The sequence below is a fragment of the Qipengyuania xiapuensis genome, assembly GCF_019711395.1.
GTDB classification, from domain to species: Bacteria; Pseudomonadota; Alphaproteobacteria; order Sphingomonadales; family Sphingomonadaceae; genus Qipengyuania; species Qipengyuania xiapuensis.
Map to the genome: position 1 here is coordinate 349,879 of NZ_JAIGNL010000002.1, position 22,309 is coordinate 372,187.

The window sequence follows — 22,309 nt, forward strand, 5'->3', positions numbered from 1 at the left end:
TTGGAACGACGCGCGCAGAATTACATTAGGCCTGTGTGCGGAATTTTCCCGCGCGGCGCCAGACGGGACCGGTGGACACGTGAAAAAGATCGAAGCGATCATCAAGCCCTTCAAGCTCGACGAGGTGAAGGAGGCGCTGCACGAAATCGGCGTGTCCGGCATCACCGTTACCGAGGCCAAGGGCTTCGGCCGCCAGAAAGGCCATACCGAACTTTATCGCGGCGCCGAATACGTCGTCGACTTCCTGCCCAAAGTGAAGCTCGAGGTTGTCGTCACCGACGACATCGCCGAGCGCACCGTCGAGGCCATTGCCGCAGCTGCCCAGACCGGCCGCATCGGCGATGGCAAGATCTTCGTCTCGCCGATCGAAAGCGCGCTGCGCATCCGCACCGGCGAAAAAGACGAAGACGCGATCTGATCCGACTGACCTAATTGCCCGCAGCAAGGCGGGCGCAATACGAACTACCCCAACGGAGGCAACCAAATGGCAAGTGCGAAAGACGTCCTCAAGCGCATCAAGGACGAGGACATCGAGTGGGTCGATCTCAGGTTCACCGACCCCAAGGGCAAGTGGCAGCACCTGACCATGGTCGCCAAGGTTCTGGGCGAAGACGAGCTTGAAGACGGCCTGATGTTCGACGGTTCGTCGATCGCCGGCTGGAAGGTCATCAATGAAAGCGACATGATCCTGAAGCCCGATCTCGAGCGCGTCTATCTCGACCCGTTCAGTGCCGAGCCGATGCTGATCATGTTCTGCGACATCGTCGAGCCGTCGACCGGTGAATGGTACGCCCGCGATCCGCGCACGACCGCCAAGCGCGCCGAGGCCTTCCTCAAGTCGACCGGTGTCGGCGACACGATCTACGTCGGCCCGGAAGCCGAATTCTTCATGTTCGACGATGTCCGCTTCGAAGACGGCTATGCCGGCTCGGGCTACGCCATCGACGACATCGAACTGCCGACCAACTCGGGCAAGGAATACGAGAGCGGCAACCTCGCTCACCGTCCGCGCGCCAAGGGCGGCTACTTCCCCGTGGCACCGGTCGACAGCGCCGTCGACATCCGCGGCGAGATGGTTTCGACCATGATCGAAATGGGCCTCAACTGCGACAAGCACCACCACGAGGTGGCCGCCGCTCAGCACGAGCTCGGCCTCACCTTCGGCACGCTCGTCGAAACCGCCGACAACATGCAGATCTACAAGTATGTCGTGCACCAGGTCGCGCACATCTACGGCAAGACCGCGACCTTCATGCCCAAGCCGATCAAGGACGATAACGGTTCGGGCATGCACACCCACATGTCGATCTGGGACGATGGCAAGCCGACCTTCGCGGGCAACCAGTACGGTGGCCTGAGCGAGAACTGCCTCTACTACATCGGCGGTGTCATCAAGCACGCCAAGGCCCTCAACGCCTTCACCAACCCGACCACCAACAGCTACAAGCGCCTTGTGCCGGGCTTCGAAGCTCCCGTCCTGCTCGCCTATTCGGCGCGCAACCGTTCGGCCTCGTGCCGCATTCCCTACGGTGCGGGCGACAAGGCGAAGCGCGTGGAGTTCCGCTTCCCCGACGCGATGGCCAACCCCTACCTCGCCTATGCCGCGCTGCTGATGGCCGGCCTCGACGGGATCACCAACAAGATCCACCCGGGCGAAGCCATGGACAAGAACCTCTACGACCTGCCGCCGGCAGAGCTCGCCGACGTTCCGACCGTTTGCGGCTCGCTTCGCGAAGCGCTTGAGGCTCTCGAAGCCGACCACGAGTTCCTCTTGAAGGGCGACGTCTTCACCAAGGACCAGATCGACGCTTATGCCGAACTGAAGTGGGAAGAAGTCCTGCGCGTCGAAACCACGCCATGCCCGGCAGAATTCGACATGTACTACAGCGCCTAAACAGCGTCGGTACCGAACAACAAAAGGGCCGCCCGGAGCATATCCGGGCGGCCCTTTTTATTTGCGCAATGCGGAGGCGGGATCAGCGCGGGGCCAGCAATCCTCGCCGCCCCGCAGCGATGAACGTCGCAAGCATCGCGATCACGTAGAACATGGTCAGCATCTCGATCGGCTCCTGTGCCCGGGCCAGATCGAGATGTGCGGCCATCGCCCATACGCCCACCACCCCGAGCGTGAGCGAATAGGCAAGCACCGTCGCTTCGGCATTGAGCATCTGCATCAGCTCGTCGGACGCACGATAGGATACCCATGCGAAGCCGCTCCCGATCACGAGCATCGCCACCCCGCCGATCAACGCGGGCAGCGGCGCGATAATTCCGCCCTCTCCGCCCAGCGCGATAATGATCAGGGCAGCGCCCCAGAGCGCCATGGCGATGCAGGAGGTGAGGAGCTTTCCCTTCTGCTCCTCGAGTTCCTCGACATCTTCCACGTTCAGGATTTTCGCCCCGATCCGGGGGCGAAGTGCCCCTAAGCCCACGCCCACGCCTGCAAGTATGTAGAAGGCCCCCACGAGCACTGCCATTTCGGCGGCCTTCGACAGGCCCGCCAGCAAATCGCCCGAGGTTAGCTTCGACACACCAAACATCGTGACGAAGCCGACCGCGGCGCCGATCACGATTGGCACAGCCAGCTTGCGCAATACCGATTGCTCGTTCCTGCCGCTTTCTTCCGTCATCATTCCGTCGGCTCCCAATCGTCGATAAACAGGTCCGGCACGGCGACGGCGAACAGCTTCGCCATGCGCAGCGCCAGCGGCAGCGAGGGATCGTATTTGTCGGTTTCGACCGCGTTGATGGTCTGGCGCGAAACGCCCAGCCGGCGCGCCAGTTCGCCCTGGCTCCAGCCCTTGCCCTCGCGATGTTCCTTCAAGCGGTTCTTCACCGAATCACTCCGTCTGCCTGTAAAGAGCCCTTTACTGACAAGAGCTATTTACAGTCAAGAGCTCTTTACAGCCTCAAGGCAGCGGAATGGCCCGGATCGGCGTGGGAACGTTCGCTATACGAATTCTTAGGGCCTTGCTCCTAGCAATGTATTCGCAAGTATTGGGGCGGAATTACTGTCATGACTTTCTGGAAGAAGGATATCGCGGAGGACGTGGCCGAACGCCGCGCCGAACGCATTATCCAGAGGAAGCGCAGTAAACAGGACCGCTCGGCCAAGGGACTGGGCGCGGTCGCCATCCCCCGCCGCGGTGCCCGCGCCATCCACCAGCGCAATGAGGATCGCCATGTCCTCAAGGGCAAGAAGGCGACTGCAGACCTCGAAGGCGATATTTTCGACGTCTCGCTGCTGAACCTGTCGTCCAACGGTGTCATGATCGGCAGCGACCGGCATCTCGCCATCGGTGACGAGATCACACTCTCGATCGAAGATTGCGCCCCCATCACCACTGCGGTGCGCTGGGTCCGCGACGGCCGGATTGGTCTCGAATTCATTGCCGAAACCGTCATCATCGCCGAAGCCGGGGTGCGCGACTTCATCATGAAGACGATCCGCAAGGAGCACGAGGCGGCAAGCTATTCGCCCAAGCTCGCTATCGGAAGTGAACGCCGCGATGTCGCCAAGCGCCACCAGCTGGTGTGGGTCGGCAAGCTCAAGCTGGGCGAGAAGGATGCCACCGCACGCCTGCGCAATATCTCGCGCTCGGGCGCCATGGTCTCGCTTTCGGGCAACCTCGATCTCGATGACGACCGCGACGTGATCCTATCTCTGCGTCATGCAGGCGATCTGGCAGGCAAGGTCCGGTGGCACGCAGGCCAGGAGTGCGGGATCGAATTTGCCGACGAGTTCGACGTCTCGCTGCTGGTCAACGAGAGCTATGCCGAGCTTGAGCCGGAAATGGAACGGGCGGCCAAGCGCGGCGACGAAGGCGAAGAAGATTCCGGCCCTTCGGATTACGACCTGCTCCGCGTGCGCCACGGCAATGTCGAAAATCCGCACCATGCCCCCGACATGGAATACAAGGCGCTGACGCTGGAAGAGCTTTACGCGACGCTCCACCCGGAAGGGAAAGCGGAAGGCAAAACGGTCGACGCTGACGAGCCGGCCGAAACCGATCAGGCGTAATTATACTCGAGCAAATCGATTTCCGAGAGGCTGGTGCCAAGATCCGGATGGTTCTTGGCCAGGGCGCGTTTCGCCTTCTTCAAATCGCTTCTAAGGTAGGGCTTCAATCCGCTTTCGGCAGGGCCGAGATCGAAACCGTGTAGCGCTGCGGATGCCGCAGTCGCCGTGACCAGGGACTGCTCCGACAGATATCCGGCCGTCGAAGACTGCCAATATGCGTAGAGGTCGTCCTGCCATTTGGCGAAAGTCCGCGCCGAATTCGCCAGCAAAACGCCAAAGCCCAGATAGGCTGCCGCACAGTCGGTCGAATGTTCCATCAGGTCCGGGCCACCCGGAGGATCGCCGGCTTCCCACAAGAGGAAATGGCACAGCTCATGAGCGAAGGTCCCTGCCAGCGCATCGGGATTGGCAAGCATCTGCGAGCTGTAGCGGATCGTTGCGACCCCATCGACGACCGAGCAGGTTCCGCATGCGCCCATCCCTTCGAAAAAGGTTTCGTCGGGTTGATGGACCGGATCATCGGGCACCATCTCGAGCTCGCAGGGCCAGTCCTGCATGCGCATGAGGCCCCTGACCGCTTGGAAAAGCTCCGGGCCGGTCCTCGCTTCCAGCAGTTGCGGATGTGACGGTCCGATCAACCCGGGAGCGGTGTGGCGGTCACCCAGCATTGTCCGCAGCCATGCGAAACAGGCGAGCAACCAGTCGAATTCTTCGCGCGATATCGGTGGCTTGGACGAAAAAAGCATCGACACCGGTTTACCCGGACCGGTCGAGAATTCCAGTGTCGCTCGTCACGGGCATTTTCCTACTCCCCGCTTTTCTGCCTAATTCCCGCACCTCTTTCACAAGGAGGTCTAGTCCATGTCACGCAAGCCCCTGTTCGATACCGTACGCCGCCTTCTCGGGCGAGGGTTCAGCCAGTCCGAAGTCGAGGTGCTCGACCGCGCCATCGATGCCGCGGGAGTTTCTGCGCAGGACCGTGTTCCATCCGTTCCATCCTGTGGGGTCAGCGAAGCAGGTCTCCAACTCATCAAGCGCTTCGAGGGCTGCGCGAGGCTGCGTCCCGACGGCATGGTCGAAGCCTATCCCGATCCCGGCACGGGCGGCGCGCCATGGACCATCGGCTGGGGCGCTACCGGAGCCGACGTCAATCCGGATACCGTGTGGACGCAGGAGCAGTGCGACGCGCGGCTCCTCCACGATGTCGCGCGCCACGCTGCCGAAGTACGCGAGGCGATCGGGCACGCGCCCACCACTGCGGGCCAGTTCGCTGCGCTCGTCAGCTTCCACTTCAATACCGGAGCGATCGGCCGGGCCACGCTGACCCGCAAGCATGTCGCCGGAGACCATGAAGGCGCCGCCCGAGAATTCGCGAAGTGGAAGCATGCCGGCGGCCGGGTCCTGAAGGGGCTGGTTCGGCGCCGAAACGCGGAGGTGGCCCTGTACCGCTCCTGAGATGCGACGAAACGTGGCGGGCAATCCGGATCGTTCGGAACCTGACCACGGTCCGCGCCGTTTCGAAGGGCAAAGGAGCTTGAAAATGCGTATATTGATGGCTGGAGCGGCAGCGCTCGCCCTCGCAGCGAGCGGAGCTGTCGCGCAAGGTAATGGAAATGGCAAAGGCAACGGCGGCAACAAGGCCGCTGCCAGCCAGAGCCAGGGCACCGAGCGCGGGAATCGCGGCGGAAATGACCGGCAGGAACGCCGGGCCGAACGCCGCGAGGAACGGCAGGACCGCCGGGCAGACCGGATGGAAGACCGCCGCGACCGCGCAGCCGATCGCAGTGAAGAACGCCGCGACCGGCAGGCGGACCGCCGCGAGGATTATCGCGACAATCGCGCCGATCGCATCGAGGATTATCGCGACCGCCGCGCCGACCGGAACGAGAACCGGGGCGATGGGCGTATTCGCTACGGCGATCGTGACGACCCGCGGATCATCCGTGAAATCCGTGACTACGGCTGGCTGGCGCAGGATCGCTCGCGCGGCCTGATCGACGGTTGCCCGCCGGGTCTCGCCAAGAAGCGCAACGGCTGCAATCCTCCGGGGCAGGTCCGCGATCGCTACGAACGCACCCTTTTCGGGGACCGTTACCGGCCCTCGCTGTTCGGCCTCTCTAATTATCGCCGCGGCGACTATTACTACAACGACGGCTATCTCGTGCGTTACGGCGACAGCGGTATTTCGGGCTGGGTCCCGCTGCTGGCAGGCGCTCTTGGCATCGGCAACGTCTGGCCCAGCGGCTATCGCAGCTACGAAGTGCCCCGCTATTACGTCGACTACTACAACCTCGGCGGGCGTGATCGCTATCGCTATGCCGACAACGTCATCTACCGGGTCAATCCCGAAGACGCCGCGATCACCTCGATCGCCGCGCTGATTACCGGTGACGAGTTCACGGTCGGCCAGCCGATGCCTTCTGGCTACGACGTCTACAACGTGCCCTATGGCTATCGTGACCGGTATTACGACAGCCCCGAGTACATGTACCGCTATTCGGACGGCTACGTTTACCAGATCGACCCCGAAACGCGCCTGGTCGCCGCTGCGATCGACCTGCTGATCTGATCCGGAGAGAAATGATGACGAACACCTTCGCCAAACCCTTGGTGCTGGCCGGAGCAATCGCGAGCCTCGCACTCCTTCCGGCATGCAGCGAAACGCAGCCCGGCGAAGCGACCTCCGAAACGCAAGAGGAAACCTCGCTTACCGTGGCCGCGGCACTCGGCGGCAAACCCGACCTCGCAAGCCTCAACGGCGCAGTTTCGAACGCACAGATCACCTCGATCTTCGAGGGTTCGGCCAGCTACACGCTGCTTGCGCCCGTCGACGACGCTTTTGCAGCGCTGGGTGAACAGGGACAGGCCCTGATGACCGAGGAACAGGGGCCGGTGCTCGCCGGTGTCCTTCGCGATCACATCCTGCCCGGCCACCTCACGCCCGAAAACATCGCGGACGCGATCGAAAACCAGGGCGGTGAAGTGAAGATGACCAGCTTCGGTGGCGGGGAAGTCACGTTCTCGATGGACGGCGACACGATCGTTGCGACCAACAGCGCGGGTGAAGAAGCGCGCTTCACCGGCAGCGCAACGGCTGCGACCAATGGCGTGATCATCCCGATCGACACCGTCCTGCTGCCCGGAGAGGCGAGCTAGGACGACCTAGTAGTCGCGGCTGATTTCCGCGACCACGCTTTCGCGACCGACCGTCGAAACGCTTGCCAGCAGCGAAAGCCAGCTGGTGATGCGGAATTCGAGCTCGGTCGCGCTGTAGCCCCGCCCGTCGGTGATGAGCTCGACATAGAAGCGGCGCCCGAAGTTCTTGCCCAACGCAACGCCGGTCTGGCGGTCGAGTGCGGGATCGGCAGAGACGATCCGCAGCCGATCGAGGCCAATGGCACTGCGCAGCTGGTTGATCGGGTCCATCCCGCCGCCGCCGCGCAGGCTCGCCACTGCCGCGCCAAGCTGCAGGGCATCGGTCGCGGATAGCGTGGTGATCGAGCCACCGAAGAGTAGCCGCGCGAGGATCTCTTCCTCGGGCAGTGCCGGATCGGAGGAGAAGGCTACCTCGGGCTGCTGCGCGCTGCCGGTCACGGTGACGATCACGTCGGTCCCATCGCGCTCGGTTTCTGCACGGATGTCAAGGCGCGGGTCGATCGGGAGGTTCTCGTCGAAGGCAATCTCTCCGCGCGTCAACTCGAAGCGCGTGCCCGCGAAGGTGTAGTCGCCGCGGACGACCTCGGCGCTGCCGCCGATACGCGGATCGTCCGTGGTCCCGCGAAGGATGATGTCGGCGCCCCATTCACTGTCGAGGCCCATGCCGTCGACATCGATCCTGCTGCGCCCCCTTGCATCGATCAGGTAGCGCCAGGGCCTTCCCGGCGCGACGCGCGGCGCGCGGTCGGCCGGAGCGTTGATCTCCTGCGTCGCGATTACCGGCAGGCGCATGTCCTCGGCGGCAGTCCCGAGCTCCCAGCTCGCGCGGTTGATGCGCACGCGGCCAGCAATGGTCCCGCCAAGACCGTTCGAGACGATCCTGAGCGGCCCGGTGATGGTCGCGCTGATTCCTGCGGCCTCGAGCAGGCGCGCATTGGTGGCCGCAACGCGCAGATCCAGCGTGGGACCGCGAATCTCGAGCAACCGCCCCTGGACGCGTTCGCCGAGGCCTTCGAGGTCGACGATGCCGCTACCCGTCACCGTGCCTCCGTTCGCGGTAGAGCCGGCGAAACGGGTCAGCTGGAGGCGCGAGCCTGCAAACCGCCCGCGCACGCTCACGTCGCGAATATCGGTGCCCGAAAGCGAACTTCTCACGCGCAGGTCGTCACTCGAGACGGTTCCGCGCACCCGCGGCGTGGCTAGCGAGCCGCTGGCATTGGCGGCAATCGCCACCTGTCCGGTGAGATCGAAGGCCTCTACGGCTGCGAGGCGCCAGAGGCTTTCGGCAGCGCCCTGATAACGCAATTGCCCATCGAGACGCCCGGCGCGCAGGCGCTGCGTGAGGTCTCCGCTCGCCGGCAGGTCGGTGATCAGCGCCTGGACGCGGCCACGCCTGATGTCCTCGTTCGCGAGCACAGCGCGCGCTTCGAGGCGCTGCGGCTCGAGATTTACCAGCAGGGAGAGATCGACCGGCTTGGACGAAAGGACGAGACCCGAGCGCGTCAGGTCATCCACTTTCACGCGCGCGGTCCCCCGCGGCAATCCGCCCCGCGGACTGCTGAAATCCACCACGCCCGAAATCGTCCCGCCGAGGCCGATATCGTTGACCGCGATATCCGCGAGCGACAGCGGCATGCTGGCAAGCTTCAGTTCCAGAGCCGTTTCGTCGGGCGCGAAAATGCCCGAGGCGATGGCGGTTCCGTCACCGTAGTTGAGCTGTGTCGGTGCTAGACGCCAGCCGCCTTCTTCCCGCGCAGCAAGGACCGCGCGGCGAGGCATGGAGATTTCGCGTCCGGCAAATTGTCCCTGCGCCGCCACGGCAATACGCTGCGGCTGGAAACGGGCGTTGAGATCGAGCGCGAAGCGGTTGCCGCGCCGACCGGCAATACTGGCATCGACGCTGCCCCTGCCATCCTCGACCTCGCCGCGCGCAGCAAGACGACCGATGAACAGCGTGCCGTACTGCAGGCCCTGTGCCGTCGCGGTGCCTGAGAAGCTCGTCGTACCGCCGCCGATCACGCCCTGCGCTTCGACCTCTCCTCGACCGATCAGGAGCGGCGTGTCGCCCCCGAAACTGGCGTTGCGCGCGGCAAGGTCGATGTCGAGACCCTGCGCCCCGTCGCGCGGCGCCAGTCCGATGGTGCCGCTCAGGCCGCCTCCGGTCAGGCTGAGGTCGCCCCTGGCACCCCCGTCAACCAGCGTGAGGGCACCGGCCACTTCGGTATCGGAAACGGTGAGCCGCTCGACATCGATCCGTGTCGGGCCGTCTTCCGGAGAGAAGAGCGCAAGTGCCCCTTCGAAGGGGCCGAGCGTGGAATCGCCCTCGGCATCGATCGCGAAGCCCTCTTCGCTCGGCGCGATCGCGACGCTCACATTTTCGAGACCCGTGAACGGGCGCGCAAAGACCATCTGTGCGGTCGGCGCGCCGTCCTCGATGCTGCCTTCGACCGTGAAATCGCCGTATTGCGTGTGCGTGCCCGTGCCAGCGAGCTGCGTCGTGCTTCCCTCGATCGCTCCGTTAAGAGCGACTTCGAGCTTGTCTGCGGTGATGCGCAATGCGTCGAAGTCGATCGCGGCACCGCTGCGCGTGGCAATCCCGCCGCGCACGCGGATGGCTGGCCCGGCAAGGTTTTCCAACGTTGAGTTGGTCACCGGCGCGATTCGTCCGTCGACCTGTGCCGCGACCTGCCAGCCGTTCGGCAATAGATCGAATTCAACCAGCGCCGTTCCGCCAGCCTGTCCGACATTCTCGAGCGGCACACCGTTTGCACGAACCGGACCGCGGATCTGGTAGCGCCCTGCATCGAGATCCCCGCGCAGCGCCAAATTTGCAGCGAGACCGCGGAAGGACAGGCGGATGTCCTCGCCGGAAAGACGGCTTCCCGAAAGCGTCAGTCGGCCACGGCCGTCACCATTGACCAGCCGCGCATCGACCAGCGCATTGCCGGTGTTGATCCGCTCGACCGAAAGCGCCAGCGGAAGACGCCACTGCGCGCCGTCATAGGAAAGCGTGCCGCGCTGGCGCAGGCGAGACACTTCCGCACTGCCGAGCTCGAGGTTTCCGACACGCAGGTCGTGGACGATGGCAAGATCGTCGAACGCGCCGTCGACAGTGGCCTGGAAACTGGTATTCTCGAGCCTGATATCGGCGCCGAAGACCTCCGGGTCGCGAAGGCGGCCGGTCAGATCGAGATTGTCCACACGGTTCTGCGCAAGGTCCACGAGCCCCTCACCATCGAGCCTCAAACCGCGTCCAATCACCGTGATCGTACCGTCGAACGCGCGGTTGTCGATCGCCATGCGCGAAGAAAGGGCGACGTCATTGCCTGCCGCGCGCGCCAGAGTGCCGGAAAGGAAATCGCTCGGGTCGAGCTTGCCGAGGAGTCCGAATTGGCCAGCCCGGTTGGTGATCCTTAGCGCAGCGATCCGATCGTCTTCGGCGCGCACGAGCAGGCCGCCCTTCCAATCGGTCCACGTGCCATCGCCTTCGAGATTCGCTTCGTAGGGACGATCGAGGCCCAGCATTCCGGCCAGTGCGCCGTCGGCCGCCGCACGCAGGTCCGCGGAAAGGTCGAAGTGATCGCCGTCGGGTTCCGCATCCAGTTTGAGGGCGAGACGGTCTTCATCGCCAAGGCTCGCGTCGGCATCGACGAGCAGGCGTCGGTCCTCGATCTGGACTTCCGCGAGCAGGTCGGCCTGCTGCGCCTCATCGCCCGCGATGCCCGGTGCCAGCGTGAGGGCATCGATCTCCAGCCGGTCTATCGAAATATCGAAACCCGGAAGGATCGGGCCTTCATCTTCGCTCGGGAGGAATTCGGGAATGCGCGAAAGCGTGGCACGGCGCGCGGCAAAGCTATCGATCTCGAGCCGGTTGGACAGCCATGCGCGCGGGTTCCAATCGACCTCGGCGCGCGGGATCGTGAGGAAGACACCCTCCGGGTCCGACAAGGCGACATCATGGAGGACGGCCTCACCGTAGATATTGCCCTCGATCCGGCCGATCCGGATGTTGAGCCCGTTGGGGAATGTCTCTCGCGCGATGCGGTCGGCGAGATAGCGCTCTCCGATCGGCGTGTTGAGCAAGGCCGCAGCTGCGACGATAAGCAGCAGCAGCCCGCCCAGTATTCCGAGCGCCCACTTGCCGATCCGGCGCCCCCGTCCCCGGCGCGGAGCTTCCGTCACTTCGGCCTCTTCCGCCATCAGAACGCCTGCCCCAGCGATACGTATACGCCAACAGGGGCGTCGTCGGGGTCCGGGTTGAGCGGCACGCCGACATCCACGCGGATGGGCCCGAACCCGGTGTCGTAGCGCAGGCCTACGCCCGCGCCGTATTTGACGAAGCGGAAGTCTGGGGTCTCTTCAATTGAGACGGCTCCCAGGTCGAAGAAGGGAACGACGGATACGGCCCCATCGAAAAAACCTGTCTCGATGCGCGCCTCAACCGAGGCTTCAACGAGACTGCGCCCGCCGGTCGGTTCGCCGAAATCGTTCTTGGGGCCGATTGCCTGATACCCATAGCCGCGGACCGAAGCACCGCCTCCGGCATACAGGCGCCGAGAAGGAGCAATGGCGAATAGTGGGGCGCCGATGATACTCGAGTAGCGTACGCGACCTGCTGCAATCACGCCCGACGAAACCGACTGGTAGTATGAAGCGTCGACTTGGTTCGGCAGATAATAGAACTGGTCCCCCGCCGTGCGTGCGGTGGAAGGGGCAAGAAAGCCCGTGACCCTGAAGCCCTGAGTAGGATCGAGAAGTGAATCCGTCGTGTCGATGGTCGCGCGTCCGAAGACCGCTCCGACCAAGTAGGTCTGTCGCGGCCTCGGAACGCCTCCGATGACCCTGTTGCGTTCGTCGGAGGCGAGCACGAGTGCGCCGACCGACCAACTGAGCGGTTTCTGGAACAGCAGTGTCGAGAGCCGCTCGTATGACCCCGTCACTGCGACAGTGTTTGCATCGTATGCCACCGTATCCTGCGCGGAAGCATAGGCGTCGATCGTAAGCACCTGGTCACGACCGCCGAAGTTGTTTCGTCTGAATGTGACGCCGGCCAGCTGCTCGCGCGTCCCGATGATGCCGCGCACCCTCAGCAGGCCTTCGGGCGGGAACAGGTTGCGATGCTCCCAGCTCGCCTGGACGCGGATACCTTCCTCGGAGCCGTAGCCGATTGCGCCCGAGATCGTGCGCAGCTTCGCGCGTTCGAGCTCGACATCCATGTCGACCACGCCCGGCTGGTTGCCCTGTGGCGGTGTGACTTCGCGCGGAGTGACGCTGACCGAGGAAACGAGGCCTGTCGCGGTCACTGCGCGGCGCAAGTCCATGGAGAGGCTGCGCTGGTAGGTTTCGCCGGGCTCGAAGCGCGCAATCGTGCCGAGGTGTTTGCCCGAAAGGAACTTGGGGTCGCTGCTGACGACTTCCCCGAAAACATACTTGCCGCCCGGTTCGACCTCGAGCGTGAGATCGCCTTCCTCGCGTTCATGGTCGATCAGCAGGCTTGGTTCATTGATCTCGGCAAAGGCGTAGCCGGTCTCGCCCAGCCTGCGATCGAGCGCGAACTGTTCCTGCACGATCGTGTCGCTCTGCAGGAAGTCGCCGGATGTTATTCCGAAGGAAGCGCGCAGATCCTCGTAATCGGGCGCCTGATCGAGATTGCCTAGGTCGATCGCGCCGAAGCGATAGCGATTGCCGGGAATGACATCGAAACGCACCGTAGGCGTCTCGCTGGCGGCTTCGTCGCCGGGCTGCAGCGCGCCGATCGAGCGAATAACCTGCCCGTCATAATAGCCGTAGACGCGCAGCAAATTGCCAAGCAGTTGCTCGTCTTCGCGGGCGCGCGCTACGAGCTGGGCGATGCTCGCGTCCTCGTCCTGCAGGTTTTCGATCGTCGAGAGCGCTTCGTAACGCAGCAGGAAATCGCCGCGTTCGGAGAACGGCGGTTCGGTCTGCGGGAAACCGAGCACGAGATTGCCGTTGAGACGGACCGTCTCTGCTTCCTCGAGGTCCAGCTGTGCGCGGCCGAGGTCGAGATCGGCAAATTCGATCTCTTCTTCCGCTTCGAGCGGCTCGACATCATCGATCTCGATATCGCTCGGCCATGGCATGTCGATGCCTTCCGGGAGCTCGATCGGCGTGTCCGGATCGGGCGCGTCGTTATTGTCCGAAGCCTCTTCGCCCTCGGTACCCTGCCCTGCCCAGTCTTCGGGATTCTCGACTGCACTATCGGGAATGAGGTCTTCGAGTGCAGGAGGTGCTTCGCTGTCCTGTGCAGCAAGCGGCGCGCTGGCCACAGCCAGGGCTGCACCGCAGAGCAACAAGGATTGGCGGAGTTGGCTAGTCGGCGAGCTTGTATTCAAGCTGGTTGCCGTCCTTGGCCGGCAGGGAATCACCGACGCGCCCTTTCCTTGCCGCGGTTGCGGTTGCGATGTGGCGCTTCTGTTCGGCTTCGGGCATGCGCTCCCATCCGCTGCGGCTGAGCCGTTCGAGCGGGCGATAGCGGACCTTGTACTGCATCCGCTCGGAGCCTTCGACCCAGTAGCCGAGATAGACGTAGGGCAGCCCGCTGTCCGCTGCACGGCGGATGTGGTCGAGGATGATGAAATTCCCAAGCCCGGCGCGATCCTCAATTTCGGGGTCGTAGAAGCTGTAGATCATCGACAGCCCGTCACCCTGAACGTCCGTGAGGCAGGCCCCGACCAGACGGCCCGGTTCGGATCCTACTCCCGGTTCCCGATATTCAACCAAAAAGCTCGATACCGGAGTGTGTTCCACCATATCGGCGAAATCGCTTTCGTCCATCTCCGCCATGCCGCCACCGGGGTGACGTGCGGCAAGATAGCGACGAAGCAACTCGTATTGCTCATCCGTGGCCCACGGACGGCATTCCGACACGACGAGATCGCTGTTCGCCTTGATCGTGCGCTTCTGGCTCGACGAAGGCTTGAATTCGCCCGCCACGACGCGAACCGATACGCAGGCCTGGCAGTCGAGGCAGGAGGGGCGGTAGGCGACGGTCTGGCTGCGACGGAAACCGATCCGGCCCAGCGCTTCGTTCAGCTCATCCGCATTTTCGCCGCGCAGTTCGGTGAAGACCTTCCGCTCGCTGCGGCCCGGCAGGTACGGACACGGCGCAGGGCTGGTCACGAAAAACCGGGGGAAGCGAATGGGTGCCGTCACGGCTGGCAGGTCCTCTCTGAGCGACGTTCTCTAATTCGTTAACAACTCCTTTATGCATAACCCAGGTCCGGGTTTAAAGACAATTAACCACGAAAAAGCGGGCGACCCGACGAGTCGCCCGCTTTCCGGGAGTTTCGCGCTTAAGTTTCCTCAGGCGAGTTCGGCCAGTTCCACGCTGTAGCCCTTGCCTTCCAGTTCCTTCACCAGCCGGTCGATCTGCGCTCCATCGCGTGCCTCGCACTCGATTTCGGTAATCAGGCCCTTGGCAGGAAGCGTGGTGAAGATGCGCTGGTGGTAGATCTCGATGATATTGACGTTGTGCGCGTTGAATTCGCGCATCACCTTGTAAAGCGCGCCCGGGCGGTCCTGCAGAGTGATGCGCAGGCGCGCGAGGCGGCCCGAACGGGCAAGGTCGCGCACTAGGACGTTGGCGAGCAGGCGTGTGTCGATGTTGCCGCCACAAAGCACCAGCCCCACCTTCTTGCCGGCAAACTTCTCCGGATTGGAGAGCACTGCGGCAAGACCCGCAGCGCCCGCGCCCTCGACCACCGTCTTCTCGATCTGGAGCAGCAACGAGACGGCGCGTTCGAGCTTGGGCTCACCGACCAGAAGGACTTCATCGACCAGCTCACGGATGATCTGCCGCGTGAAGGCGCCAGGTTCCTTGACCGCGATGCCTTCGGCCAGCGTGTCGCCGCCGCAGGGGCGTTCATCGCCGGTCACGGCGGAGTACATCGAGGGATAGAGCTCCGCCTGCACGCCGACCATCTGGATGTCGGGATGAAGCGCCTTGGCAACCGTTGCCATGCCGCTCATCAATCCGCCGCCGCCGATCGGCACGACGAGACAATCGAAATCGTCCTTCAGCTCGAGCATTTCGAGCGCCACGGTGCCCTGCCCCGCGGCGACTTGCGGATCGTCGAAGGGGTGGACGAAAGTCAGCCCGCGCTCTGCCTCGAGCTCGCGTGCATGGGCATAGGCCTCGTCGAATGTCTCGCCGAACAGCACGACATTGCCGCCCACGCTCTCGGTCTGCATCACTTTCACGCTGGGCGTGGTCGAGGGCATCACGATCGTGACCGGCACCCCGAGGCGGCGCCCGTGATAGGAAAGGCCCTGCGAATGGTTGCCTGCCGAAGCCGCGATGACACCCTTGGCCATCTGTTCTTCAGTCAGCTGCAGCAGCGCATTCAATGCGCCGCGCTCCTTGTAGGCCGCGGTAAACTGCAGGTTCTCGAACTTCAGCCAGATGTCGGCGCCGGTAATTTCGGAAAGCGTAATCGAGTGCATCATCGGAGTCTTGACCACCGCGCCTTCGATGCGCTGCGCAGCAGCGCGCACATCGTCGAGGGTCAGAAGCTCGGTCGCGCTCTGCTCGGCGCGAAGGGATGATACCTGTGTCATGGCTTCGCCCCTACGGCGCACGTGCAAAGGACGCAATCTTGGAAAGGGTTTGCCTACGCCAAGCTATGCCTTATCGCTGGCGCCACAGATACAGATACCGGGGTCTTTCAATGAAGCTGAAACTTGCTGCCGCCCTCCTCGCCAGCGCTGTCGCCATGCCCGCACAGGCCGATGTGCTGGTCGACAACGTGTCGGGGATCACAATCGACGAGAATGGCGAGGTCAAGCGTTTCAGCGCATTGGTGATCGACGATGACGGCAAGGTCGCGCGGCTGCTCGAGCGGGGCGAAGAAGCGCCGCGGACCGACTACCGCGAGGACGGCGAAGGCCGCGTCATGCTGCCCGGCTTCATCGATGCGCACGGTCACGTGAGCGGCATCGGCTTCGGTGCCCTGACACTCGATCTGTCGGGCACGAATTCGCTCGAGGAAGCGCTCGAGGCGATCCGTGTCTTCGCAGAGGAGAACGAGGCCCGCCCGTGGATCCTCGGACGCGGCTGGAACCAGGAAAAATGGGGTCTTGGTCGCTTCCCCACTGCTGCCGAGCTCGACAGCGTGGTTTCCGACCGTCCCGTCTATCTCGCCCGCGTCGACGGCCATGCCGGTTGGGCCAATTCGCTCGCGATGAAGGCTGCGGGCGTTACCGCGAAGAGCGTCTCGCCCAGCGGCGGCCGGATCGAAACCCTAGCGGACGGCAAGACGCCCTCGGGCGTGTTCGTCGATGCTGCCGAAGAGCTCATGACCAAGGCCATTCCGGCCCCGCGTCCGGTCGAGCGTGATCTCGCGCTCGCCGAAGCGCAGAAGGTCCTCCACGCCCAGGGCATCACCGCGATGGCCGACATGGGCACGACGATCGAGGACTGGCAGGCCTTCCGCCGCGCTGGCGACAACGGCTCGCTCTCGCTGCGCATCATGTCCTATGCCGCCGGACCCGAACAGATGGTCCTGATCGGCGGAAGCGGACCCTCGCCCTGGCTTTACGACGACAAGCTGCGCCTCAACGGGATCAAGCTCTATCTCGACGGCGCGCTGGGCAGCCGCGGTGCATGGCTCAAAGAGCCTTATGCCGACGATCCGCACAACACCGGCCTGCCGCTGACCCCGCCTGCCGCGCTCCGCAATATCCTTGTCCGCGCAGCACAGGGCAATTTCCAGCCCGCCGTCCACGCGATCGGAACCGCAGCCAATGCCGAGGCGCTCAATGCCATCTCGGAGATCGCCGAGAGCTTCGACGGCGACCGCCGCTGGCGCATCGAGCACGTCCAGATCGTCGATCCGGCGGACCTGCCGAAACTGGCAGAGCACGGCATCATCTCGAGCATGCAGCCGGTCCATCAGACGAGCGACATGTTCATGGCGGAGGCACGCCTTGGCCCGGATCGTCTCGATGGGGCCTATGCCTGGAACACCATCCTGCAGCTGGGCGGAAGGCTCGCCTTCGGCTCCGACGCACCGGTGGAATCGGCCAACCCCTTTGCCGGCCTCGCAGTCGCCATCACCCGCGCCAATGCCGAGGGCGAACCCTTCGGCGGCTGGCGCCCGAGCGAAAGCGTGAGCCGCGAGCAGGCGCTCGCCGGCTTCACTTCAGAAGCCGCCTTTGCGGGCTTTGCGGAAGGGCGCTTCGGACGCCTGCTTCCCGGAGAGCGTGCGGATTTCGTGCTGGTCGATGTCGATCCGCTGGTCGACACGCCCGACCAGATCCGGAACACCACAGTGCTGGAAACCTGGGTCGGCGGTCGGAAGGTCTACGAGGCCGACTGATCGGCGTCGGGCGGGGTCTCGGCCTCGCCCTTTTCCTTCGCCTTCGCCTTCGCGTCGCGCTTGTCGAACAGGCGCATCAGCAACAGCGATCCTTCGAACAACAGCAGCAGCGGGACCGCCAGCAGCAGCTGCGAGCCGGGATCGGGCGGCGTGATGATCGCGGCGAGCGCTACCACCAGCACGATGACATAGCGGCGCGCGCCGACGAGCTGCTCGCGCGTCACGATCCCTGCGCGGTGCAGCAGAAGCAGCAGGACCGGAAGCAGGAAGCTCATCCCGAAGGCGAGGATGAACTGCATCACCAGACCGAGATATTCGTTCGCCGTCGGCAACGCCTCGATCTGGAGGCCGCCCGCACTGCCCTCGAAACCGAGGAACCATTCGAAAGCGGTCGGCATGACGATGTAATATGCCAGCGCAGCGCCGCTTGCGAAAAGGAAGGGCGTGGCGAACAGGAATGGCAGGAAAGCCTTCTTTTCCTTCGCATAAAGCCCCGGGGCGACGAAGGCCCAGAGCTGGTTCGCGATATAGGGAAAGGCGATGCAGAAGCCTGCGAACAGCGCGACTTTCAGCTCGACGAAGAAGACCTCGTAGAGCTTGGTGAAGATCAGTTGGCCTTCTCCATCGGCGAACGCGCCCTTCAGCGGCTGGATCAGGAAGCCGAGGATACGGTCTGCAAAATAGAGACAGCCGAGGAACGCGACCACCAGTGCCGCCACACAACGCACCAAGCGCGTGCGCAGCTCGATCAGGTGGTCGAGCAGCGGCGCCTGCGTCTCGTCGATATCCTTGACCTCGAACGCCATGTCAGCTGCCCTTTTCCGGTTCGCCGAATGGCAGGCCGGGTTCGTCCGAAGGTTTCTCGCCGCCGTGCTCGGGCGCTTTCTTGGGCGCGGCGCGCTTTATCGCGGCCTCGGCGGCGGCATCTGCGTCAGGCACTTCCTCTACGGCGGCCAGCGGTTCCATTCCCTGGTCGGGCGGCAGGATGTTCTCGGGAGCGCCCGCTTCGGCCTCGGTACCCTTGGGGTACTTTGCCATGATTTCTTCGTTACGCTTGGCCCACTTGTCTTCCATGTCCTCTATCTCGGCCTGGCGGACCATCTCGTCGAGACCGGCACGGAAGTGGGAGGACATACGGCGCAGCTTGCCGATCCAGCGCCCCGCGGTGCGCATGGCCTTGGGCATGTCCTTGGGGCCGATCACGAGGATCGCCACCACGACGATCACCAGCAATTCGGCCGCGCCGATATCGAACATCGAAAATAGCTCCGCCTAGCTGCGGATCACTTGGGCTCGGAGGTCGTCTTGACCTGGTCTTCCTTCAGGCCTTCTTCCGCCGGCTTCGCCTCGTGCGAAATCTGCTTCGCAGGCTCGGCGTCGTCCTCGTTCATGCCCTTCTTGAAGCTTTTGATTCCCTTGCCGAAATCACCCATCATTTCCGAGATGCGACCGCGCCCGAACAGGACGAGGATGACGAGGGCGATAATGATGAGCTGCCAGGGGCCGAGCGACATTGTAAATACCTTTTGAGCGTGGGCTGTTATGGCCAATATAGGCGTGCGTTGGCGCGAACGCCAGTCAGGCCGCGTCGTTTGCCTGTTCGTCGGCCTCGGCCGGTTCCTGCGGATCCTCGCTGTCGCCCTCGCCCATCAGGTCCTCGTAGGCGTCTTCGACCGGATCGAGCAGGCCTGTCGCGCGCAATTCCGCAATTCCGGGCAGGTCGCGGCGGCTGGTCAGGCCGAAATGGTCGAGGAATTCGGGCGTAGTCGCATAGATCGTCGGGCGGCCCGGAACCTCGCGGCGGCCGGCAATCTTCACCCAGCCCGCTTCCATCAGCACGTCGAGCGTCCCGCCCGATGTCTGCACGCCGCGGATCGATTCGATTTCCGCGCGGCTGACCGGCTCGTGATAGGCGATGATCGCAAGGACCTCGGTTGCCGCACGACTGAGGCGGCGAACCTGTTCGCGCTCCTTGCGCAGCAGGTGGGCGAGATCGGGGGCGGTCTCGAAATGCCAGCGCTTGCCACGCTCGACGAGGTGGATACCGCGCTTCTCGTAGGTTTCGGTGAGCGATTTGAGCGCTTCGCGCACCTCCGCCTTTTCCGCATCACCAAGGAAGCCCGCAATCGCATCGACGCTCATCGGCTCTTCCGCTGCGAACAGCGCAGCTTCGACGGCGCGTTCGAGCTCGGTCACGCGACCCGCCTCAGGCGCATCGGGCCGAAGGTTTCCTCCTGCGCGATCTCCGCCTTGCCCATGCGCGCGAGTTCAAGCGCCGCCACGAAGCTGGAGGCGAGCGCCGAGCGGCGCAGGCGCGGCTCGGCATGCGGCGGAAGGAAATCGCGCAGCTCCATCCATTCGAGCGTCACGCCGAGCATGTTGGACACGCGGTCGAGCGCCGATTCGAGCGTCATCACCGGCCGCTCGCGAACCATGTGGACCGCGGGCGCCGTGCGCGCCTTCACACGGCCATAGGCCTCGATCAGCGCGAACTGGTCGCATTGCCACTGCGTCTTGCGGACGATGGCGAGACCTTCCGGCTTTCCGCGCAGGAACACGTCGCGCCCGATGCGGTCGCCTCCCATCAGGCGGCCTGCTGCCTCGCGCATCGCGCCAAGACGCTGGAGGCGCAGCTGCAGCTTGAGCGCCAGCTCCTCGGGGCTCGGGTCTTCCTGCTCTTCCTTGGGCAGGAGCATCGCCGATTTGAGGTAGGCCAGCCAAGCGGCCATCACGAGGTAATCGGCGGCCAGTTCGAGCTTCAGCGCCTCAGCCTGCTCGATGTAATCGAGATATTGCTCCACCAGAGCGAGGATCGAGATTTCGCGCAGGTCGACCTTCTGGCGGCGCGCCAGGTCGAGCAGCAGGTCGAGCGGACCTTCCCAGCCGTCGAGCTCGAGATAGAGCGCGTCCTTGTCGGCGGTCGCCTCGGCGGCGATGCCGTCCCAGTCCTCGGTCTCCTGCTGGGGCGGATCGGTGAAGAGAACGCCCTCGGTCATGCCGCCTCCTCGGTAATGGCGAGCAGCGCATCGCGCTTCGCAAGAAGGTCCGCTGCCTTGCCGGTATCCGGAGCGTTGCCCATCGCGGCATGCACCCGCTCAAGGCGCGCAGCGGTCCCGTCCGAGAGGTCGGGGAAGCGGTTGGCGATTTGCTGCTGGTCGTCCATTTTCGCCCAGCAATTCAATATGATGTCGCAGCCCGCATCGAGTGCCTTGGCGCCGCGCTCGAGTATCGTCCCGTCTAGCGCCTGCATGTCGATGTCATCGGTCAGCAGTAGTCCGTCGAAGCCAATCTGGCCGCGAATGACCTCGCCGATGACCTTTTCCGAAAGTGTCGCGGGATTGTCGGCGTCCCAGGCGTCGAACACGATATGCGCGCTCATGCCGAGTGGGTGCGAGGACAGCGTGCGGAAGGGTTCGATATCGGTTTCGAGCTCCTCTGCGCTGGCAGTAACGCGGGGCAGCTCCTTGTGGCTGTCCACCGTCGCGCGGCCGTGGCCCGGCATGTGCTTGAGGCACCCGACAACACCCGCCCGCGCCATCCCGTCGAGGACCGCACGACCGAGCGCCGCCACCTGCATCGGATCGCTACCCAAGGCGCGGTCGCCGATCACATCGTCGGTCTCCGGACGGCGGACGTCGAAAGGCGCGTGATAATCGACAGAGATACCGACGTAGGCAAGCTCGATCGCCATCGCTTCCGCATTGACGCGTGCCGCTTCGATCGCGGAGGCAGGAGCCGCTTCATAAAGCTTCGCGAAAGCCTCGCCGGCCGGGTATTTCGGCCATTCGGGCGGCTTCATCCGCACGACGCGGCCACCTTCCTGGTCGATCGAGACAATCAGCCGGTCGCGCCCGTGGATCGCCCGCAGACCGTCGGTCAGCCGCCGCATCTGCTCCCGGGTTTCGCAATTGCGCGCGAACAGGATGTAGCCCGCCGGATCGGCCTCCTTGAAGAAGGCGCGTTCGTCGGGCGTGAGTTCAGGCCCGGAAATGCCGAAAATGGCGGGTGTCATGGGGCGATGCTGCTGCTTTTCGCCTGCGAATCCAAGCGCAGCTGAGTCCACAGGTGTGGAAATTAAGCCAGATCGAGTCCGAAACGGCGCCCTATTTCACGAAACAGGCGAGACCCTCGGCTTTCAGGCGGTCACAGAGCGCCTTTGCCGCGGCCCTATCGCCCGGAAGCGCCTGGAGGCGGTAGACCGTGCCGATATCCACCTGCGCCTCGACAACGCGGTTGCGCACGCCGTTGAGGGCCTCCGTCTGGCGCATCAGCCTGCCCCACGCCTCGTTGGCCGCAGTGCGGGTCGGGAAAGCGCCGACCTGAACGGCGACTCCGGTCGGTTCGGGCGCCCGCGGCCCTTCGTTGAGCGTGGTCGCGAGCGAAGGTCCGGCCACTTCCTCGGGCGGAGGTGCCGGCGGCGTGTCGGCGAGCTTGCCCTCGCGGGTCTGGCCTTCGCCGACCGCATAGCTGGTGTCGCCCGTACCCGGGAAAGTCTTGCCCCCGGCATCGTCGGGCCGGGTCTTGTAGGGTTCGTCCGGCGCTTCGATCAGGCTGCCGTCTGCGAGCGGTTCGTTTCCGCCCGAGCCCAGCAGGAACCACGCGCCCGCCACCAGGGCGCCAACAAGCGCGAGCGAGAGCACACCGAGCATGACGAGACGCGAAGTGGCGAAACCCTCGTCCTGCTCTTCCTCGTCATCCGCCTCGAGCCAGGGCAGGCGATCTTCGGACTCGATCAGCTCGAGATCCTCGCCGTCGTCCCAGTCCTGGTCATTCCCGAAAGGCGTATGCGCCATGG

21 protein-coding genes are annotated in these 22,309 nt (G+C 64.1%); 7 read left to right on the forward strand and 14 right to left on the reverse strand.

The window, feature by feature from the left end; all coding sequences use genetic code 11:
- Nucleotides 1-79: 79 nt before the first annotated feature.
- Both K3163_RS10980 and glnA read left to right on the forward strand, forming a co-directional pair.
- A complete protein-coding gene (locus K3163_RS10980) occupies nucleotides 80-418 on the forward strand; it encodes a P-II family nitrogen regulator (protein ID WP_221427864.1) in 339 nt (112 codons plus the stop codon).
- A 66-nt stretch (nucleotides 419-484) separates the two neighbouring features.
- Nucleotides 485-1,894 (forward strand): type I glutamate--ammonia ligase, encoded by a 1,410-nt coding sequence (glnA, locus tag K3163_RS10985; protein ID WP_221427863.1) that lies wholly within the window; start codon nucleotides 485-487, stop codon nucleotides 1,892-1,894.
- An 82-nt stretch (nucleotides 1,895-1,976) separates the two neighbouring features.
- Here the strand turns inward: glnA and K3163_RS10990 are convergent, their stop codons facing one another.
- Complete coding sequence (locus tag K3163_RS10990) at nucleotides 1,977-2,633, reverse strand: hypothetical protein (protein ID WP_221427862.1); 657 nt, start codon at nucleotides 2,631-2,633, stop codon at nucleotides 1,977-1,979.
- On the reverse strand, nucleotides 2,630-2,836 hold the full coding sequence (locus K3163_RS10995; RefSeq protein WP_221427861.1) for a helix-turn-helix transcriptional regulator: 207 nt from the start codon (nucleotides 2,834-2,836) through the stop codon (nucleotides 2,630-2,632). Before K3163_RS10995 ends, K3163_RS10990 begins: the two co-directional genes overlap by 4 nt.
- 180 nt (nucleotides 2,837-3,016) lie before the next feature.
- Here K3163_RS10995 and K3163_RS11000 point away from each other — a divergent pair, with 180 nt between their 5' ends.
- Nucleotides 3,017-4,021 (forward strand): PilZ domain-containing protein, encoded by a 1,005-nt coding sequence (locus K3163_RS11000; protein ID WP_221554240.1) that lies wholly within the window; start codon nucleotides 3,017-3,019, stop codon nucleotides 4,019-4,021.
- Here K3163_RS11000 and K3163_RS11005 read toward each other — a convergent pair.
- Nucleotides 4,012-4,767, reverse strand: coding sequence for a hypothetical protein (locus K3163_RS11005; RefSeq protein ID WP_221554241.1), 756 nt, complete (start codon nucleotides 4,765-4,767; stop codon nucleotides 4,012-4,014). The two genes, K3163_RS11000 and K3163_RS11005, sit on opposite strands and share 10 nt — an antisense overlap.
- A gap of 115 nt (nucleotides 4,768-4,882) precedes the next feature.
- On the opposite strand from K3163_RS11005, the gene K3163_RS11010 reads away from it, so the two are divergent.
- The 3 genes from K3163_RS11010 (at nucleotide 4,883) to K3163_RS11020 (ending at nucleotide 7,177) form a co-directional block, all read left to right on the forward strand.
- A complete protein-coding gene (locus tag K3163_RS11010; protein WP_221554242.1) occupies nucleotides 4,883-5,476 on the forward strand; it encodes a lysozyme in 594 nt (197 codons plus the stop codon).
- An 85-nt stretch (nucleotides 5,477-5,561) separates the two neighbouring features.
- Complete coding sequence (locus K3163_RS11015) at nucleotides 5,562-6,590, forward strand: hypothetical protein (protein ID WP_221554243.1); 1,029 nt, start codon at nucleotides 5,562-5,564, stop codon at nucleotides 6,588-6,590.
- Between the two features lie 11 nt (nucleotides 6,591-6,601).
- On the forward strand, nucleotides 6,602-7,177 hold the full coding sequence (locus tag K3163_RS11020) for a fasciclin domain-containing protein (RefSeq protein WP_221554244.1): 576 nt from the start codon (nucleotides 6,602-6,604) through the stop codon (nucleotides 7,175-7,177).
- A gap of 6 nt (nucleotides 7,178-7,183) precedes the next feature.
- Here the strand turns inward: K3163_RS11020 and K3163_RS11025 are convergent, their stop codons facing one another.
- The 4 genes from K3163_RS11025 to K3163_RS11040 form a co-directional block, all read right to left on the reverse strand.
- Complete coding sequence (locus tag K3163_RS11025; protein WP_221554245.1) at nucleotides 7,184-11,377, reverse strand: translocation/assembly module TamB domain-containing protein; 4,194 nt, start codon at nucleotides 11,375-11,377, stop codon at nucleotides 7,184-7,186.
- Nucleotides 11,377-13,464: an autotransporter assembly complex protein TamA gene (locus tag K3163_RS11030; protein WP_221554246.1), complete on the reverse strand. Its 2,088-nt coding sequence runs from the start codon at nucleotides 13,462-13,464 to the stop codon at nucleotides 11,377-11,379. Before K3163_RS11030 ends, K3163_RS11025 begins: the two co-directional genes overlap by 1 nt.
- Before the next feature lie 43 nt (nucleotides 13,465-13,507).
- Nucleotides 13,508-14,350 (reverse strand): arginyltransferase, encoded by an 843-nt coding sequence (locus K3163_RS11035; protein ID WP_221427853.1) that lies wholly within the window; start codon nucleotides 14,348-14,350, stop codon nucleotides 13,508-13,510.
- Nucleotides 14,351-14,500: 150 nt separating this feature from the next.
- On the reverse strand, nucleotides 14,501-15,754 hold the full coding sequence (locus K3163_RS11040) for a threonine ammonia-lyase (protein WP_221427852.1): 1,254 nt from the start codon (nucleotides 15,752-15,754) through the stop codon (nucleotides 14,501-14,503).
- A gap of 110 nt (nucleotides 15,755-15,864) precedes the next feature.
- Here K3163_RS11040 and K3163_RS11045 point away from each other — a divergent pair, with 110 nt between their 5' ends.
- On the forward strand, nucleotides 15,865-17,514 hold the full coding sequence (locus tag K3163_RS11045; RefSeq protein WP_221554247.1) for an amidohydrolase: 1,650 nt from the start codon (nucleotides 15,865-15,867) through the stop codon (nucleotides 17,512-17,514).
- Here K3163_RS11045 and tatC read toward each other — a convergent pair.
- The 7 genes from tatC to K3163_RS11080 all read right to left on the reverse strand — a co-directional run bounded on the left by tatC (nucleotide 17,499) and on the right by K3163_RS11080 (nucleotide 22,307).
- Complete coding sequence (gene tatC / locus K3163_RS11050; protein WP_221554248.1) at nucleotides 17,499-18,320, reverse strand: twin-arginine translocase subunit TatC; 822 nt, start codon at nucleotides 18,318-18,320, stop codon at nucleotides 17,499-17,501. The genes K3163_RS11045 and tatC overlap by 16 nt on opposite strands.
- 1 nt (nucleotide 18,321) lies before the next feature.
- Nucleotides 18,322-18,771 (reverse strand): Sec-independent protein translocase protein TatB, encoded by a 450-nt coding sequence (gene tatB, locus K3163_RS11055; RefSeq protein WP_221554249.1) that lies wholly within the window; start codon nucleotides 18,769-18,771, stop codon nucleotides 18,322-18,324.
- Between the two features lie 26 nt (nucleotides 18,772-18,797).
- Nucleotides 18,798-19,028, reverse strand: a complete 231-nt coding sequence (gene tatA / locus K3163_RS11060) for a twin-arginine translocase TatA/TatE family subunit (protein ID WP_221427848.1) — start codon at nucleotides 19,026-19,028, stop codon at nucleotides 18,798-18,800.
- 64 nt (nucleotides 19,029-19,092) lie between these two features.
- Nucleotides 19,093-19,710: an SMC-Scp complex subunit ScpB gene (scpB, locus tag K3163_RS11065; RefSeq protein WP_221554250.1), complete on the reverse strand. Its 618-nt coding sequence runs from the start codon at nucleotides 19,708-19,710 to the stop codon at nucleotides 19,093-19,095.
- On the reverse strand, nucleotides 19,707-20,510 hold the full coding sequence (locus tag K3163_RS11070) for a segregation and condensation protein A (RefSeq protein WP_221427846.1): 804 nt from the start codon (nucleotides 20,508-20,510) through the stop codon (nucleotides 19,707-19,709). The genes scpB and K3163_RS11070 overlap by 4 nt, the downstream gene beginning before the upstream one ends.
- A complete protein-coding gene (gene nagZ / locus K3163_RS11075) occupies nucleotides 20,507-21,526 on the reverse strand; it encodes a beta-N-acetylhexosaminidase (protein WP_221554251.1) in 1,020 nt (339 codons plus the stop codon). Before nagZ ends, K3163_RS11070 begins: the two co-directional genes overlap by 4 nt.
- 91 nt (nucleotides 21,527-21,617) lie before the next feature.
- Complete coding sequence (locus tag K3163_RS11080; protein ID WP_221427844.1) at nucleotides 21,618-22,307, reverse strand: SPOR domain-containing protein; 690 nt, start codon at nucleotides 22,305-22,307, stop codon at nucleotides 21,618-21,620.
- Nucleotides 22,308-22,309 lie beyond the last annotated feature (2 nt).